The 16,063-nt window shown below is 72.1% G+C and carries 14 protein-coding genes; 6 read left to right on the top strand and 8 right to left on the bottom strand.

The window, feature by feature from the left end:
- Positions 1 to 20 precede the first annotated feature (20 nt).
- The 5 genes from MTP13_RS08750 to MTP13_RS08730 form a co-directional block, all read right to left on the bottom strand.
- Entirely contained in the window at positions 21 to 650 is a 630-nt protein-coding gene (locus MTP13_RS08750; protein ID WP_243570693.1) for a hypothetical protein, read from the bottom strand.
- 25 nt (positions 651 to 675) lie between these two features.
- Positions 676 to 1,317: a hypothetical protein gene (locus MTP13_RS08745; RefSeq protein WP_243570691.1), complete on the bottom strand. Its 642-nt coding sequence runs from the start codon at positions 1,315 to 1,317 to the stop codon at positions 676 to 678.
- A 73-nt stretch (positions 1,318 to 1,390) separates the two neighbouring features.
- On the bottom strand, positions 1,391 to 1,894 hold the full coding sequence (locus MTP13_RS08740) for an amino-acid N-acetyltransferase (RefSeq protein WP_243570689.1): 504 nt from the start codon (positions 1,892 to 1,894) through the stop codon (positions 1,391 to 1,393).
- Between the two features lie 103 nt (positions 1,895 to 1,997).
- Positions 1,998 to 4,526 (bottom strand): ATP-dependent Clp protease ATP-binding subunit, encoded by a 2,529-nt coding sequence (locus MTP13_RS08735; protein WP_243570790.1) that lies wholly within the window; start codon positions 4,524 to 4,526, stop codon positions 1,998 to 2,000.
- A gap of 166 nt (positions 4,527 to 4,692) precedes the next feature.
- Complete coding sequence (locus tag MTP13_RS08730; protein WP_243570688.1) at positions 4,693 to 5,139, bottom strand: hypothetical protein; 447 nt, start codon at positions 5,137 to 5,139, stop codon at positions 4,693 to 4,695.
- 91 nt (positions 5,140 to 5,230) lie between these two features.
- Between MTP13_RS08730 and MTP13_RS08725 the strand changes: the two genes are divergently transcribed.
- A complete protein-coding gene (locus tag MTP13_RS08725) occupies positions 5,231 to 6,280 on the top strand; it encodes a pirin family protein (protein WP_243570686.1) in 1,050 nt (349 codons plus the stop codon).
- Positions 6,281 to 6,299: 19 nt separating this feature from the next.
- Here the strand turns inward: MTP13_RS08725 and cls are convergent, their stop codons facing one another.
- The 3 genes from cls to MTP13_RS08710 form a co-directional block, all read right to left on the bottom strand.
- On the bottom strand, positions 6,300 to 7,769 hold the full coding sequence (gene cls / locus MTP13_RS08720) for a cardiolipin synthase (protein WP_243570789.1): 1,470 nt from the start codon (positions 7,767 to 7,769) through the stop codon (positions 6,300 to 6,302).
- A gap of 9 nt (positions 7,770 to 7,778) precedes the next feature.
- Positions 7,779 to 7,955 (bottom strand): hypothetical protein, encoded by a 177-nt coding sequence (locus MTP13_RS08715; RefSeq protein ID WP_189083612.1) that lies wholly within the window; start codon positions 7,953 to 7,955, stop codon positions 7,779 to 7,781.
- 65 nt (positions 7,956 to 8,020) lie between these two features.
- On the bottom strand, positions 8,021 to 8,740 hold the full coding sequence (locus tag MTP13_RS08710) for a DUF1684 domain-containing protein (protein ID WP_243570684.1): 720 nt from the start codon (positions 8,738 to 8,740) through the stop codon (positions 8,021 to 8,023).
- A 127-nt stretch (positions 8,741 to 8,867) separates the two neighbouring features.
- On the opposite strand from MTP13_RS08710, the gene MTP13_RS08705 reads away from it, so the two are divergent.
- The 5 genes from MTP13_RS08705 to MTP13_RS08685 are packed head-to-tail and all read left to right on the top strand — an operon-like array spanning position 8,868 to position 16,063.
- On the top strand, positions 8,868 to 11,519 hold the full coding sequence (locus MTP13_RS08705) for an ABC transporter substrate-binding protein (protein WP_243570683.1): 2,652 nt from the start codon (positions 8,868 to 8,870) through the stop codon (positions 11,517 to 11,519).
- On the top strand, positions 11,516 to 12,508 hold the full coding sequence (locus MTP13_RS08700; RefSeq protein WP_243570681.1) for an ABC transporter permease: 993 nt from the start codon (positions 11,516 to 11,518) through the stop codon (positions 12,506 to 12,508). The genes MTP13_RS08705 and MTP13_RS08700 overlap by 4 nt, the downstream gene beginning before the upstream one ends.
- Entirely contained in the window at positions 12,505 to 13,359 is an 855-nt protein-coding gene (locus MTP13_RS08695) for an ABC transporter permease (RefSeq protein ID WP_243570680.1), read from the top strand. The genes MTP13_RS08700 and MTP13_RS08695 overlap by 4 nt, the downstream gene beginning before the upstream one ends.
- The gene (locus tag MTP13_RS08690) at positions 13,356 to 14,987 is read left to right on the top strand and encodes an ATP-binding cassette domain-containing protein (RefSeq protein WP_243570678.1); all 1,632 of its coding nucleotides are present in this window, start codon (positions 13,356 to 13,358) and stop codon (positions 14,985 to 14,987) included. Before MTP13_RS08695 ends, MTP13_RS08690 begins: the two co-directional genes overlap by 4 nt.
- Positions 14,984 to 16,063: a peptidase C39 family protein gene (locus tag MTP13_RS08685; protein ID WP_243570677.1), complete on the top strand. Its 1,080-nt coding sequence runs from the start codon at positions 14,984 to 14,986 to the stop codon at positions 16,061 to 16,063. Before MTP13_RS08690 ends, MTP13_RS08685 begins: the two co-directional genes overlap by 4 nt.

The raw sequence follows: 16,063 nt of genomic DNA, 5'->3' as shown, positions 1-16,063 counted from the left end.
GGCCGTGGAGGTCGCGCTGATCAGAGACCGTCGATGCTCGTCTTGCCGCGCGCGGCGGCGAGGTCGTACACCTTCGCGTCGAAGTAGCGGTCCGGATCGACCGTGATCGGTTCGGTGTCGAACCACTGCGCGTTGCCGTCGACACGCAGCACCGCGATGTACATGGCCCGGTCGGCGGGCGAGGACCAGATCGTGACGAGACGCTCGTTCCCGGTGTCTTCCTTCATGGCCGCCAATGCGGCGATCACCCCGACGCTGTCGGCGCGGCCCTCGCACAGGGCGGACAGCGCTCGGTCGAGAGGGAAGCTCGCGCTCACACTGTTGATCGCGGCGTTGCTCAGCACGCCGCCGCCCTTCACCCGCCAGCGGCGGGCCCCGGCGAAGATCATGACCACGCTCACGATGAGGAGGACGGGCGGCAGCGCGAAGGCTCCCGCGATCGCGAGGCCGGAGCGCACGCGCCCGCCCAGAAGTTCGACCGTCCCGGTCGGGTTGAGGAAGACGAGGAGCGTCACGATCGCCATGATCACGGCGATCACGGCCCACGTGATCGTCTTGCGCGGAGAGCGCTCCGAGGTGAACAGCTCGGGCCTGGTCGCGAACCACGCGGAGAGGGTGCGGGACCGCGAGCGCAAGGGCATGAAACTCATCCGACCACGCTAGCGGGGCCGCCCGCTAGTACAGCAGGAACTGCTTCGTCTCGGCCGAGGCGATGCCGTCGACCGAGACCTCCAGGTGGTAGGAGGCGCCGTCGGCCGGCACGGCCTCGCGCGCCCCGGTGCACGTGTCGGTCGAGGAGCGGGTGCGGTCCCACACGATCGGCACGGCCGAGCCGACCGGGGTGCCGGGCGTGAGCGAGACCTGCGCATCGACCGCGTCGGTCTGGCAGTCGCTCGAGCGCCAGTAGACCTCGTCGCCGCTGCTGATCGTGAACTCCTGCACCGCGGTGCCCGCGTTCATGACGCAGACGTTCTTGCCGGTGTTCGTGATCGACACGGAGAGCTGCGGCTGCTCCCCCGCCTGGTACTGCCCCATGTCGGTGACCGCCTCGACGAGCAGCTGCGCGGGATCGCACGGGGCGCCGTCGGCGGCGGTCTCCTCGGTCGGGATGACGGTCTCGGGCGCCGTGCTGGCCGGGGCATCCGTCGTCTTCTCCGCGGGCGGAGGCGACTTCTCGTCGCCCTGGCTGGAGCCCGGGCGCACGATCACCAGCACGATCGCGACGATCACCGCGACGACGCCGAGCAGCACCATCAGCCGGCGACGCCGGTACACCGCGGGCGAGAGCCGCCCGTTCGGTGCAGGGTTCGTCGACATGGCCACAGGGTACGTCCAGCGGCGCGCGGCGTCGGGCAGGCACGCGGCGCGCCGGGGCATCCCCCAGCTCGGCTCAGAGGCGCTTCAGCATGCGCGTGTTGCCGAGCGTGTTCTGCTTCACCCGGGCGAGGTCGAGGAACTCCGCGACGCCCTCGTCGTGCGAGCGCACGAGCTCGGCGTACACCTCGGGGTCGACGGTCTCCTCGCCCATGTCCTCGAAGCCGTTGCGGCCGAAGAAGCCCACCTCGAAGGTCAGGCAGAACAGCCGCGACAGGCCGAGCTCGCGGGCGTCGTGCTCGAGCGCGTCGAGCAGCGCGCGCCCGACGCCGCGGCCGAGCCACTCCTCGGCGACCGCGAGGGTGCGCACCTCGCCGAGGTCCTCCCAGATCACGTGCAGGGCGCCCGCGCCGATGACGCGGCCCTCGGCGTCCTCGGCGACCCGGAACTCCTGGATTGCGCCGTACAGGTCGACCCGCTCCTTGCCGAGCAGGATTCGTCGGCTGACGAACGGCTCCACGACGTCGATGATCCTCGGCACATCGCTCGTGCGCGCCCGGCGCACCGTGAAGTCGGTCATCGCCCAATCGTAGGACCGCGCGGCTCGCCGAGGGAAAACGGCCGGGAACGGCGGATGCCCCGTGCTCGTCGAGCACGGGGCATCCGGAGTCGGCCGGCGGGGACTACTCGCCGGAGGCGGCCGCCAGGTCGGGCGTGGCCGGACCAGTGCCGAGCGCCGCGTTGGTGTTCACGCCGACGTTGGCGGGCAGGGCCCGCTGCGTCGTCACGAAGACGAACTCGCCGTCCTGGAAGTCGACCTTCACGTGGTCGCCCGTGTTGAGCTCGCCGTGCAGGATCTTCTCGGACAGCCGGTCCTCCACCTCGCGCTGCACCGCGCGGCGCAGCGGCCGGGCGCCGAGCGCCGGGTCGAAGCCGACCTCGATCAGGCGGTCCTTCGCCTCGGAGGTGAGCTCGATCGTCATGTCGCGGTCGAGCATGCGCTCGCCGAGCCGCTTGATGAAGAGGTCGACGATCTGCTTGAGCTCGGGCTTCGACAGCTGCGGGAAGACGATGATGTCGTCGACGCGGTTCAGGAACTCCGGCTTGAAGTGCTTCTTCAGCTCCTCGTTGACCTTCGCGCGCATGAGGTCGTAGCCCGTGCGCGAGTCGCCTTCCATCTGGAAGCCGACGGGGCCGCCCGAGATGTCCTTCGTGCCGAGGTTCGTCGTCATGATGATGACGGTGTTCTTGAAGTCGACGACACGACCCTGACCGTCGGTGAGACGGCCCTCCTCGAGGATCTGCAGGAGCGAGTTGAAGATGTCCGGGTGCGCCTTCTCGATCTCGTCGAAGAGCACGACCGAGAACGGCTTGCGGCGCACCTTCTCGGTGAGCTGGCCGCCCTCCTCGAAGCCGACGAAGCCGGGAGGGGCGCCGAAGAGGCGCGAGACCGTGTGCTTCTCGCCGTACTCCGACATGTCGAGCGAGATCATCGCCGCCTCGTCGTCGAAGAGGAACTCGGCGAGCGCCTTGGCGAGCTCGGTCTTGCCGACGCCCGTGGGGCCGGCGAAGATGAACGAGCCCGAGGGGCGCTTCGGGTCCTTGAGGCCGGCACGGGTGCGGCGGATCGTGCGGCTGAGCGCGGCGATCGCGTCCTCCTGGCCGATGACGCGCTCGTGCAGCGCCTTCTCCATGAAGACGAGGCGGCTCGACTCCTCCTCGGTGAGCTTGAACACCGGGATGCCGGTGGCCTGGGCGAGCACCTCGGCGATCAGGCCCTCGTCGACGACCGCGGTGGTCTTGACGTCGCCCGACTTCCACTGCTTCTCGAGGCGCAGCCGCTCGCCGAGGAGGTTCTTCTCCTCGTCGCGCAGCGACGCCGCCTTCTCGAAGTCCTGCTCCTCGATCGCGGTCTCCTTCGCGGAGCGCACGGTCGCGATCTTCTCGTCGAACTCGCGCAGCTCGGGCGGGCTCGACAGGATCGACAGGCGCAGGCGCGCGCCGGCCTCGTCGATCAGGTCGATCGCCTTGTCGGGCAGGAAGCGGTCGGAGATGTAGCGGTCGGCGAGGTTCGCCGCGGCGACGATCGCGCCGTCGGTGATCGACACCTTGTGGTGCGCCTCGTAGCGGTCGCGCAGGCCCTTCAGGATGTTGATGGCGTGCGGCAGGCTCGGCTCGTTGACCTGGATCGGCTGGAAGCGGCGCTCGAGGGCCGCATCCTTCTCGAAGTGCTTGCGGTACTCGTCGAGGGTCGTCGCGCCGATGGTCTGCAGCTCGCCGCGGGCGAGCAGCGGCTTCAGGATGGAGGCCGCGTCGATCGCGCCCTCGGCCGCGCCGGCGCCCACGAGCGTGTGGATCTCGTCGATGAAGACGATGATGTCGCCGCGGGTGCGGATCTCCTTCGTGACCTTCTTCAGGCGCTCCTCGAAGTCGCCGCGGTAGCGGCTGCCCGCGATGAGCGAGCCGAGGTCGAGCGAGTAGAGCTGCTTGTCCTTCAGCGTCTCGGGCACCTCGTTCTTCACGATCGCCTGCGCGAGGCCCTCGACGACGGCGGTCTTGCCGACGCCGGGCTCGCCGATGAGGACGGGGTTGTTCTTGGAGCGGCGGGAGAGGATCTGCATGACCCGCTCGATCTCCTTCTCGCGCCCGATGACCGGGTCGAGCTTGCCCTCACGGGCGGCCTGCGTGAGGTTGCGGCCGAACTGGTCGAGGATCTGCGAGCCGCCCTGGGCCTGCTGCTGCTCGTTCGCGCCGACCTGCACCTGCTCCTTGCCCTGGTAGCCGGAGAGGAGCTGGATGACCTGCTGGCGCACGCGGTTGAGGTCGGCGCCGAGCTTCACGAGCACCTGGGCGGCGACGCCCTCGCCCTCGCGGATGAGGCCGAGGAGGATGTGCTCGGTGCCGATGTAGTTGTGGCCGAGCTGCAGCGCCTCGCGCAGCGACAGCTCGAGCACCTTCTTCGCGCGCGGCGTGAAGGGGATGTGCCCCGTCGGCTGCTGCTGGCCCTGGCCGATGATGTCCTGGACCTGCTCGCGCACCGCGTCGAGCGAGATGCCGAGCGACTCGAGCGCCTTCGCGGCGACGCCCTCGCCCTCGTGAATGAGGCCGAGCAGGATGTGCTCGGTGCCGATGTAGTTGTGGTTCAGCATCTTGGCCTCTTCTTGGGCCAGGACGACGACACGGCGGGCGCGGTCGGTGAATCTCTCGAACATCATCAACTCCTCGTCGACGCCGGCTGTGTGGGCATCGATACAACGAGCGTAAACAAGGCGGATGGCTCGCGGGGCGCTGTTCGCCGTGGGCGCACCGGACTTGACGAACGACGACGGGCCGTCGGCGCGCGCAGCGCCGACGGCCCGTCGGGAAGGCGGGGAGCCGCTACTTGATCGGCACGACCGTCTGCTCGTCGCCGAGGCGCACCGTGAGCTTCTCGGTGGTGGTGACGTTCATCGGGGTCCAGAAGACCGTGGTGTGCGGCACGTAGTCCATGGTGCAGGGCGTGGTCGCGTCGGGCTCGGGCACGACGATCTCGACGGTGTTGCCCTCGCCGGCGGGCTCGAGCACCTTGATGTCGGTGCCGATGACCGGGCAGGTCGAGGAGCCGAAGGTGGTGACGGCGAGCTTGCCGCCGAGCTCGAGCCACTGCGCCTGCAGCGCGCTCTCGTCGCCGCCGGTCTCGTGGCCGGCCTCACCGTGCTCGGCCTCGGGCAGCCCCGGGAAGTTCTCGACCGGGCTCGTGCCCGGCGCGCACGCCGAGAGGAGGAAGACCGATGCCAGCGCAGCAGCGGCCAGCGACGCACGACGGATGCCCGTGGAAGAAACCATGCGCCCATGCTATCGGCTGCCGGGCACCGGGTTGAAGCGGGCGCCGGAGGGCTCGCCGGGAGGCGCGTCCGGCGGGCATAGGATGCCTCGCATGAGCAACCTCGAGCGGGACCCGGTCGAACTGCGATGCCACGCCGAGGGCGCCGGGGCCGCGATCGAGGTGCTCCGTCCGCGCGATGTGCCGCTCGGCGGCCCGCGCGCCATGCCGGTGCGGCGCACCCTGCCCCAGCGCGGCCGCACGACGATCGGCGCGTGGTGCTTCGCCGACCACTACGGGCCCGACGACGTGGCCGAGACCGGCGGCATGGTGGTGCCGCCGCACCCACACACCGGGCTGCAGACGGTGAGCTGGCTGTTCCAGGGCGAGATCGAGCACCGCGACTCGACGGGCAGCCACGCGCTCGTGCGACCGGGCGCGGTGAACCTGATGACCGCGGGCCACGGCATCTCGCACTCCGAGGTGTCGACGCCGACGACCACGACGCTGCACGGCGTGCAGCTCTGGGTCGCCCTGCCCGACGGCTCGCGCGACGTGGCGCCGTTCTTCGAGCACGCCGAGGTCGGCGAGGCGACGGTCGACGACGCGGTCGTGCGCGTCTTCGTCGGCACGCTGCCCGGGCTCGACGACGAGGCGGCCGTCACGGTGTTCACGCCGCTCGTCGCGGCGCAGATCGACCTGCCGGCCGGCGGCGAGGCGTGGATCGAGCTCGAGCCCGGCTTCGAGCACGGCATCCTCGTCGACCGCGGCCCCGTGCAGCTCGCGATCGCCGCGACCGAGGACGAGGACCCGGGTGCGATGGTCGGCGGCGACCCGCTCGCGGTCGCCGGGCACACCGCGACGCTCGAGCGCGCCGAGCTCGGCTACCTGCCGCCCCGGCACGAGGGCGTGCGACTGCGGGCCGACGCCGAGCCGGCGCGCGTCGTGCTGCTCGGCGGCACGCCCTTCGGCGAGGAGCTCGTGATGTGGTGGAACTTCATCGGCCGCAGCCACGAGGAGGTCGCCGAGTTCCGCCGCCAGTGGCAGAGCGAGGTGATCGGCCGGGACAACCCCGACGGGCGCTTCGGCACTGTCGCGGACTACCCGGGCGAGGCGCTGCCGGCCCCCGAGCTGCCGACCGTCCGGCTCAAGCCGCGCAGCTGAGCGCGGCCGGGCGGCCGCGCTACTGCAGCGCCGAGGTGAGCCGGGCGAGGTTGTCGAGCACGGTCGAGCGCAGCGGCTGCTTCAGCCACTCGTCGAGGGTGAGCTCGCGGCTGTCGCGGCGGTAGCCGTCCTCGATCTGCCGCATCTCGCGCACGAACGACGAGCCGCGCACGAGCAGCGACACCTCGGCGTTCAACTCGAAGGAGCGGATGTCCATGTTCGAGGAGCCGATGACGGCGACCTCGTCGTCGACGGTGAAGTGCTTGGCGTGCAGGATGTACGGCGCCTTGTACATGTAGATGCGCACGCCCGCACGCAGCAGCGCCTCGTAGTAGGAGCGCTGCGCGTGGTAGACGAGGGCCTGGTCGCCGATCTCGGAGACGAAGAGCTCGACGTGCACGCCGCGCTGGGTGGCGCCGCTGATCGCGCGGAGCATGGCCTCGTCGGGCACGAAGTACGGCGAGGTGATGATGAGCTTCTCGCGCGCGGCGTAGAGCAGTGCGAGGAAGAGCTTGAGGTTGTTCTCGTTCGGGAAGCCGGGGCCGGAGGGCACGACCTGGCAGTCGAGCGCCTGGGCCTCGCCCGGCTGCGAGAACGCCCCGTCGAACTCGTCGCGCTGCGGCGGCTCGTCGGTCTCGAGGTACCAGTCGGTGGCGAAGATCGCGTCGAGTCCGGAGACGATCGGCCCCTCGAGGCGCGCGACGAGCTCTTTCCACTTGAGCCCGCGGCGCTGGTTGCTCTTCTTGTTGTAGCTGCGGTCGATGACGTTCTGCGAGCCGAGGAAGCCGATCTCGCCGTCGACGACGAGGATCTTGCGGTGGTTGCGCAGGTCTGGTCGCTGGTACTTCCAGCGCCACGGCTGCACGGGCAGCATGAGCTGCCAGCGCACCCCCATCTCGTCGAGCTTGCGCAGCGTCTGCCGGTAACCGGCGACCCGCGCCGAGGCGATGTGGTCGAGCAGCACGCGCACCTCGACCCCGCGGCCGACGGCCGCGCCGAGCGCGTCGAAGAAGGCGGCCGTGGTGCGATCGTAGGCGAAGATGTAGAACTCGACGTGCACGTAGCGCTTCGCGTCGTGGACCGCGTCGGTCATCGCCGCGAGCGAGCCCTCGTAGTCGCCGATGAGGTGGGCGCTGTTGGAGCCGATCAGCGGCATCGCGCCCAGGTTGCGGTTCAGCCGCACGACCCCCTCGAACCAGTCGGGCCAGCCGGACGGGTCGCTCGCCCGCTCGACGCCGTGCGTGGACTCGCGGATGAAGCGGTCGACCTCGGCCTGCCGCTTGCGCCGCCCGCGCGGCAGCTTGGGGTTGCCGATCAGCAGGAAGATGAGCGCCCCGAGGATGGGGATGAAGAAGATGGCGAGCAGCCACGCCATGCCGGCGGTGGGCCGGCGGTTGCGGGGGACGACGATGACGGCGACGACGCGCACGACGAGATCGATCAGGATGACGACGCCGGCGGCGATCAGCGCCACCTGCTCCCCCGTGATCACGGACGCCTAGCCGGCGTGGCGCTCGCGCGCCCGCTTCGCGCGCTCTTCGGCTTCGATGCGGGCGTACGCCTTTCGCTCGTTGCGATCGGCGCGCATGAGCGCGCGCATCACGAACCAGAAGATGAGTCCGATGAGCACGGTCGGCGCCAGCGACCAGATCGCATTCGCCCAGAAGTCGTCCATAGCCCCATCAGGATATACGGCTCCGCCGGAAATTCCGCCTCAGCCGGGGAATCCGGCTCGCCGATTCACCCGACGACGCGCTCGCCGGCCCGAACCGGCACCGACCAGCGGTTGCCGGGCACCGGCAGCACGCAGACGTAGTGGTCCGAGAAGGCGCACGGCGGCAGGTAGGCGCGGTTGAAGTCGACGACCGCCAGCTCGCCCTCGGGGACCGGGAAGCGGAGGAAGCGGAAGGGATGGCTCTCCTCGCCGCTCGTCGCGTCGGAGAAGGCCGCGAAGTACCAGCCCTCGTCCTCCTGCACGGCGAGGGCCACGGTCCGGCCGTCGAGTTCGAGCTTGACGACGGCGTCGAAGGCGCCCAGGGCCGAGTGCCCGTCGACCGAGGTCGTCGACTGCTCGCTCGTGCGGCGCCGGACCACGCCCGGCACGCGCGCCGCGGGGTCGAGTGGGAAGCGCTCGATGCGGGACACGCCGCGCCGCGCGGCGGCGCCGGGGTCGAGCACGCGCAGCGCGAACGAGCCGTCGCGCTCGAAGGCGCGGACGAGGATGCCGGCGAGCTCGGCCTCCTCGCCGGGCGCGAGCCGGAGCGCGGCACCGTCGAGATCGTCGATCGCCTCGCCGACGACGACGCCGTCGGCCGCGTGCCAGCGACCGGGCACGCCCTCGAGCTCGAGCGGCTCGGTCCAGAGCCAGTGCGTGGCCGCGAGGCTCGCGATGCCCCACTCGCCCCAGACGCGCTCCTCGCGCTCCCGCACCCAGTCCTCGTGCGCCGCCCGCAGATCCATGCCACCTCGCTGTGTCTCGTGTGCCGAACTCATCGTGCCAGCTCGCGGCAGCTCCTCGGCGACGCCCGGTGACGTCCGCCTACATATTGTTACGCCATCGAAACATGAACATCTATAGCCTTCCCCTATGGACGATGATGGCTTCGTCGAAATCGACGCACTGACCCGTGCGCTCGATGTGCACTCGCTGCGAATCCTGGTCGCGATCGACCGCACCGGGTCCATCAGCGCGGCCGCCCGCTCGCTCGGCTACAGCCAGCCGACCATCACCCAGCACGTGCAGCGGCTCGAGACGCGCCTCGGCACCGCGCTCGTCGCCCGCACCGCCCGCTCGGCGGCCCTCACCCCCATCGGCGCACTGCTCGCCACGCACGCCCCGCGCATCGACGCGAGCCTCACGGCCGCGGCCACCGAGCTCGCCCGCGCCCTCGGCCACCGAGTCGGCACCGTGCGCATCGCCGCCCCCGCCGAGGCCATCGCGACGACGATCGCCCCGGCGCTCGCCCGCATCGCGGCCGAACTGCCCGGCGTCGAGGCCCGCCTCATCGAGGCCGGCACCGAGGAGGCGCTCGAGCTCGTCCGCTCCGGCCGCGCCGACATCGCCGTCACCACCAGCGACTCCGGCGAGCGCGGTGCACGACTCCGCCGGGCGGGACTCCGGTCGACGTTCCTCTACGCGGAGGAACTCATCGCCGCCGTGCCCGCCGCGGAGGCGGGCGCCCTCGACGCGCGCGTCGGGGCATCCGCCCTCACCGGGCTCCCCTGGATCTTCGGCGACGGCACCCGCTCGGCGCTCGTCGCCGAGCTCGTCGGCCGCGACGACGCGGCTGGCGACCTCCGCGTCTCCCGCCCGGACGCCGCCCTCGCCCTCGTGGCCGGCGGCCTCGGCGTGGCGTTCCTGCCCGAGCGGGCCTTCGTGACCGCGCCGCCGCCCGGGGTGCGCGCGCTCGGGCTCAGCCCCGCCTGCTCCACCCGCACCGTCGCCCTGACGCTCGCCGAGGCGAGCGCCATCCCCGCCGTCGCGGCGAGCCTCCGCATGCTCGCCGCGCGCCGTCCGAACGGACTCGAGGTCGAGGCGCTCGCCGACGCCCGCCGCCGTTCGCACGGGCATCGCGCGCGCTTCGCGCAACCCATCGCCCTCGCTCCGCTCCCCCGACCCCTCGAGGAGGAATCCCCCATGTCCCTTTCCCCGCGTTCCCGCGCCGCGCGCGCGGGCGCCGCAGCGGCCGGCGTGCTGCTGCTGGCCGCCTGCGCGACCGGCGCCCCCGACCCCGGCACCGGCGCCGACACGGGCGAGGAGATCGACCACATCACGGTCGCCCTCCCCGGCTCGCTGTCGAACCTCTACGTCGGTCAAGAGGCCGGCATCCTGAACTACTACATCGCCTCGATCGCCCAGGAGGGCCTCGTCTCGGTCGACGCGCAGGGCCGCGTGCAGCCCGGCCTCGCCGAGTCCTGGGAGCAGACCGACGACGTGACCTACGTCTACGAGCTGCGCGACGACGCCGAGTTCCAGGACGGCACCCCCGTCACCGCCGACGACGTCGTCTACAGCCTCGAGCAGGCGCGCGACGAGACGGTCTCCCCCGGCCTCGCCTACTACCTCGCGGGCGTCGACACGATCGAGAAGACCGACGAGCACGAGGTGACGATCACGCTCACCGCGCCCGACGCCGCGTTCGCCTCGAACATGAGCTCCGGCGGCGCCGCGTTCATCAGCTCGCAGGCGTTCTGGGAGCAGAACGCCGGCAAGGTCGGCACCGCCGACTCGCTGCTGCTCGGCACCGGCCCGTACCAGGTCACCGAGTTCGTGCCCGACTCGCACGTGCAGCTCGAGCGCGTCGACACCTGGTGGGGCGAACTGCCGAAGGTGAAGTCGATCACGGTCGAGTTCATCCCCGACGAGTCCACGCGCCTCCTCGCCGCCCAGTCGGGCGACGTCGACGTCGCGTTCAACGTGCCGCTCGCGCAGGCGAGCCAGTGGGAGAAGCTCGACACCATGCGGGTCGAGTACGTGAACGACCTGTCCTACGTGGGCCTCTACTTCAACACCTCGCTGCCGCCCTTCGACGACCCCAAGGTGCGCGAGGCCCTCGCGCACGCCGTCGACCGCGACGCCGTCGTCGACAAGCTCCTCCGCGGGCACGGCGAGGCCGCGACCGCGATCATGACGCCGGAGTCCCTCGGCAAGGCGTACGACGCCGACGAGGCGCGCAAGGTGCTCGCCGAGATCCCGCAGTACGACTTCGACCTCGACGCGGCCAAGGCCGCCCTCGCCGCCTCCGGCCACCCCGACGGCTTCGAGGCGGAGCTGCTCACGCCCTCGACCGGCCCCCAGCTCGGCACCGCCGCGCAGTCGCTCGCCGAGAACCTCGCCTCCATCGGGGTCACCCTGAACGTCCGCGAGGTGCCGATCGAGGAATGGCTGGCGAGCCTCGACGCCTCGTCGAGCTACGGCGTCGGCCTGATGTGGTACTTCTCCACGCTCGGCGATCCCGCCGAGGTGCCGAGCTACCTGCTCGGGCCGGGCAACCCCTCGGCGTACAGCAACCCGGAGATCGACGAGCTGCTGGCCCAGGCCGGCGCCGAGTCCGACCCGGTCGCCCGCGCCGAGCTGCTCGTGCAGGTCGAGACGCTGCAGGCCGAGGACGTCGTGAACGTCCCGCTCTGGTGGGGCCAGTCGGCGACCGCCTTCGCGAAGGACCTCGGCTTCGACGACTACAGCTCCTTCGCGTTCATCTCGTCCTGGCCGACCCGGCTCTACCGCGCTGAGCTGTGACCGAGTCCCTCCCCACGGCGCGCGCACCGCGACTCCGGCCCATCGGCCGGATGCTCGCGGTGCGCGTGCTCGGCACCGTGGCGATCCTGTTCGTGCTCTCGATCGTCGTCTTCTCGATGCTGCACCTCGCCCCGGGCGACCTCGTGAAGACCCTCCTCGGCACCCGCCCCGCCTCGCCGGAGGCGGTCGCCGCGATCCGCGAGCAGTACCACCTCGACGACCCGCTGCCCGTGCAGTACCTGCGCTGGCTCGGCGGCGTGCTGACGGGCGACTTCGGCCAGTCGATCCGGCTGCAGACCTCGGTCGCCGACGCGATCGGATCGCGGCTCGGCCTCACGCTCGCGCTGTGCGGCCTCGCCTTCGTCGCGGCGATCGGCAGCGGCATCCCGCTCGGCGTGCAGAGCGCCGTCCGCGCCGGCGGCGTGCTCGACCGCATCGGCACCGCCCTCGGCGTCATCGGCCTGAGCGCCCCGACCTTCGCGGTCGGCCTCCTGCTGCTCTACGTGTTCGCCTACTACCTGCCGATCTTCCCCGTGTACGGCGGCGGGCGCGGCCCGCTCGACACGCTCTACCACCTGATCCTGCCCGCGATCACGCTCGCCGCGGGACTCGGCGCCATCGTGCTGAAGCTCACCCGCACGGCGATGCTCCGCGAGCTCGACGCCGACTACGTGACGAGCGCCAGGGCCCGCGGCATCCCCGAGGGGCGCGTGCGCCGCCTCGCGCTCCGCAACGCCGCGATCCCGATCGTCACGGGCGCGAGCCTGCTGCTCACCTTCCTCGTCGGCGGCACGGTGCTCGCCGAGACCACCTACGCGCTGCCGGGCCTCGGCACGCTGCTGCAGGACTCGGTGCTGTTCAAGGACCTCGCCGTCGTGCAGGCGCTCACCCTGCTCGTGGCCCTCGTCATCGCGGTGATCGCGCTGCTCGCCGACCTCGCCTACCTGTTGCTCGATCCGCGCGTCCGCGCGAAGGGAGGCACCGCATGAGCGCCTCGCTCGGCGCCGTCGGCGTGGGGTTCCGCCGCCGCGGCGTGCCCGTGACCGTCGTCGTCTGCCTCGTCGTGCTCGCCGCCGCGTTCCTCGCCGTGGTGCTCGGGCCGGTGCTCTATCCGGAGGCCACGAAGCAGGACATCCTCTCGAGCCTGATGCCGGCCGGCAGCCCCGGGCACCCGCTCGGCACCGACGAGCTCGGCCGGGACATCCTCGCCCTCACCGTCGCGGGCGCGGCCTCGGCCCTCGTCGGGCCCGTCTGCGTCGCGGTCGGCTCGATGCTGCTCGGCATCCTGCTCGGCACGCTCGCCGGCTACGAACGCGGCCCGCTCGACTTCGTGATCAGCCGCTGGACCGACCTGCTGCTCGCCCTGCCGGTGCTGCTCGCCGCGATCGTCGTGTCCGGCGTCTTTGGCGGCGGCTACTGGACGACGGTGGCCCTGCTCGTGCTGCTCTTCTCCCCGTCCGACATCCGCATCGTGCGGGCCGGCGTGCTCGAGCAGAGCGCGCGCCCCTACATCGAGGCCGCGCAGATGCTCTCGCTGTCGCGCTGGCGGGTGATGTTCCGGCACATCCTGCCGAACGTCTCCTCGCTCGTCATCACGAACGCGATGCTGAACGTCGCGTTCGCGCTGGTCGCGTTCTCCTCGCTGTCGTTCCTCGGCGTCGGCGTGCCGCCCGGCACGGCGGACTGGGGCCGGCAGCTCACCGACAGCCGGTCGATCATGTTCGACAACCCGGCCGCGGTGATCGTGCCCGCGGTGCTCATCATCGCGGTCGCCTGCGCCGTGAACCTTGTCGGCGACTGGCTCGGCCAGCGCCTCACCCGGAGCGGAGGCCTGTCATGACGGGCATCGACGTCGCCCTCGACGGCATCGAGGGCCCCGCGGGCCGCATGGTCGAGCCGCTCTCCTTCGCGATCGCGCCCGCCGCATCGCTCGCCCTCATCGGCGAGTCCGGCTCGGGCAAGACGCTGACGGCGAAGAGCCTCGTCGGGCTGCTGCCGCCGGGCTTCCGCGCCGCGGGGACGCTCCGCGTCGACGGCCGGGAGCACCGGCTCGAGCAGACGGATGCCTCGTGGCGGGCCGTGCGCGGCCGCGAGGTGTCGCTGCTGCTGCAGGATCCGTTCACGAGCCTGTCCCCCGTGCACCGCTGCGGGCCGCAGATCGCCTGGACCCTCGAGGCGAAGGCCGGCCGCCGGCTGCCCGCCCGCGAGCTCGACGCCGAGGTCGCGCGCCGCCTCGACGAGGTGAACCTGCCCGCCCGGGTCGCCCGGGCGCACCCGCACGAGCTGTCGGGCGGCATGCGCCAGCGCGTCGCGATCGCGGCGGCCCTCGCGAGCGACCCGCGGCTGCTCATCGCCGACGAGCCGACGACGGCGCTCGACGCCTCGAACCAGGCCGAGATCCTCGACCTGCTGCGCGAGCTGCAGCACGAGCGCGGCATGGCGATGCTGCTGATCTCGCACGATCTCGGCCTGGTCCGCGGCCGCACCGACGAGGTGCTCGTCATGCGGCACGGCGAGGTCGTCGAGCGGGGCGCCACCGCCCGGGTGCTCTCGGCGCCCGAGCACCAGTACACGAAGGCGCTCATCGCGGCGGACCCCGCGCTCGCGCTCGACGCGCCCGTGCATGCCGAGGCATCCGGGCACGCCGAGGCATCCGGGCGCTCCGAGGCGTCCGCCGCCGATCCGCCCGCCGCCGCACCGCTCGTGCACGCCACCGGCGTCGTGAAGCGCTTCGGCGAGCGCACGGTGCTGGGCGGCGTCGACCTCGACGTCGCGGCCGGGGAGATCGTCGGCATCGTCGGTGAGTCCGGCTCCGGCAAGTCGACGCTCGCCCGCTGCATCGCGGGCCTCGAGCGGGAGGACGGCGGCACCATCGCCTTCGACGGCGCGGTGCTCTCGCCCGGCCGCCGCTCGCGGACGCCCGGGCAGATGCAGATCGTGTTCCAGGACCCGTACTCCTCGCTGAACCCGATGATGACCATCGGGCAGATCCTGCGGGAGGCGCTCGCCGTCGGCGGGCGGCCGGCGACGGAGGTCGCCGGGCTGCTGGAGACGGTCGGGCTGCCCGCGGATGCCGCGGCGAAGCGCCCCGCGCAGCTCTCCGGCGGGCAGCGCCAGCGCGTCGCCATCGCCCGGGCCCTCGCGCCCCGGCCCAGGCTGCTCATCTGCGACGAGTCCGTCTCGGCGCTCGACGTGCAGGTGCAGGCGCAGATCCTGGAGCTGCTCGGCCGGCTCCGCGAGGAGCTCGGCGTCGCCATCCTCTTCATCTCGCACGACCTCGCGGTGGTGCGGCGGATCGCCGACACCGTCACGGTCGTCTGGCAGGGCCGCGTCGTCGAGCAGGGCCCCTGCGCCCGGGTGCTCGACGCACCGGTCGAGGAGTACACGAAGCTCCTCGTCGCCGCCGCGCACCGCGACCGCCCCCACACGCACGACCACAGCACCGACGGAAGGACCATCCCGGCATGACCACCACCCTCTCCCCCAGGCTCGACGACGAGCTGCGCACTGCGCTCGGGACCGCCCGCGCGGCGCGCTGGGAGCTGCCCCGCGAGGCGTACGCCCCGCGGCTCGACGTCGCCCGCGACGGCGACGGCGCCGCCGTCGCCGCAGTGCTGAGCTCACGCCGCGGCGCGACCGCGGCGGTGAAGATCGTCGACGTGTGGTGGCGGAGCGAGGCGGATGCCCCGGCCGCCGCCGGGCTCGTCGACGAGCTCCTCGACCGCGCCATCGCGAACGGCGACGCCGCGGTGAAGTGGGAGGTGCCCGCAGGGCAGGAGCTGCCCGCCTTCGCCGGGGAACGCGGCTTCACCGAACTGCGGGCTCCGCACCCCTCCGCGGCCGGCACCCTCGGCAGCCGCGGCTACGTGCGCTGGCTGCGCGAGCTGCCGCACGCCGAGGCGCCGTACTACGCGCAGACCACGATGTACACCTGCGGCGCGGTGACCGGGCTGCTCGCGGCGGAGGTCGCCGGAGCCGGCGGCTTCGCCGCCGACGCGACGCCCGAGCCGTCGGTCGCGGACCGCGACCTCGAGCTCGCCTTCTGGCGGCGGGCGAGCAACTACCCCGCGATCGAACCGGTGGGGCTCGGTGTCGTCATGCGCGAGACCCTGCCGCCGGATCGTCGCGTCGAGGTGCACCTCGACCACGACGGGCCGGTGCTGATCGAGGCGTACTCCGGATTCGAGCGCGACTTCCGCGCCGAGCTGCAGTCGGAGTCGCAGCGCCAGGCCGACGCCGTCGGCGTGCCCGTCGTGCGCGAGCGCGTCGCCGTCGCCGAGATCGCCCGCCGCATCGCGGGCGGCGAGCTCGCGCTCCTCCTCATCGACGAGGCGCCGATGCACGGCGAGACCGGCCCGCACTGGGTCCTCGCCCACGCGGCCGACGACGAGGTCGTCGTGATCGAGGACCCGTGGATCAGCTCCGAGCTCGGCGAGAGCTGGGTCGACACCCACGAGCTGCCGATCGCCCACGCCGACCTCGACCGCATGGTCGCCTGGGGCGAGGCCGGCTACCGCGGCGTCGTCTTCGTCGACCGGGGCTGA

The sequence above is a fragment of the Agromyces soli genome, assembly GCF_022811605.1.
GTDB lineage: Bacteria > Actinomycetota > Actinomycetes > Actinomycetales > Microbacteriaceae > Agromyces > Agromyces soli.
The sequence above is the reverse complement of the archived record's forward strand: the minus strand, read 5'-3'. Positions and strand labels throughout refer to the sequence as shown.

Excerpts from the sequence above, each read along its gene's own strand:
- MTP13_RS08750 (WP_243570693.1), bottom strand. The coding sequence starts at position 650 with ATGAGTTTCATGCCCTTGCGCTCGCGGTCCCGCACCCTCTCCGCGTGG.
- MTP13_RS08745 (WP_243570691.1), bottom strand. The coding sequence starts at position 1,317 with ATGTCGACGAACCCTGCACCGAACGGGCGGCTCTCGCCCGCGGTGTAC.
- MTP13_RS08740 (WP_243570689.1), bottom strand. The coding sequence starts at position 1,894 with ATGACCGACTTCACGGTGCGCCGGGCGCGCACGAGCGATGTGCCGAGG.
- MTP13_RS08735 (WP_243570790.1), bottom strand. The coding sequence starts at position 4,526 with ATGTTCGAGAGATTCACCGACCGCGCCCGCCGTGTCGTCGTCCTGGCC.
- MTP13_RS08730 (WP_243570688.1), bottom strand. The coding sequence starts at position 5,139 with ATGGTTTCTTCCACGGGCATCCGTCGTGCGTCGCTGGCCGCTGCTGCG.
- MTP13_RS08725 (WP_243570686.1), top strand. The coding sequence starts at position 5,231 with ATGAGCAACCTCGAGCGGGACCCGGTCGAACTGCGATGCCACGCCGAG.
- MTP13_RS08715 (WP_189083612.1), bottom strand. The coding sequence starts at position 7,955 with ATGGACGACTTCTGGGCGAATGCGATCTGGTCGCTGGCGCCGACCGTG.
- MTP13_RS08710 (WP_243570684.1), bottom strand. The coding sequence starts at position 8,740 with ATGGATCTGCGGGCGGCGCACGAGGACTGGGTGCGGGAGCGCGAGGAG.
- MTP13_RS08705 (WP_243570683.1), top strand. The coding sequence starts at position 8,868 with ATGGACGATGATGGCTTCGTCGAAATCGACGCACTGACCCGTGCGCTC.
- MTP13_RS08695 (WP_243570680.1), top strand. The coding sequence starts at position 12,505 with ATGAGCGCCTCGCTCGGCGCCGTCGGCGTGGGGTTCCGCCGCCGCGGC.
- MTP13_RS08690 (WP_243570678.1), top strand. The coding sequence starts at position 13,356 with ATGACGGGCATCGACGTCGCCCTCGACGGCATCGAGGGCCCCGCGGGC.
- MTP13_RS08685 (WP_243570677.1), top strand. The coding sequence starts at position 14,984 with ATGACCACCACCCTCTCCCCCAGGCTCGACGACGAGCTGCGCACTGCG.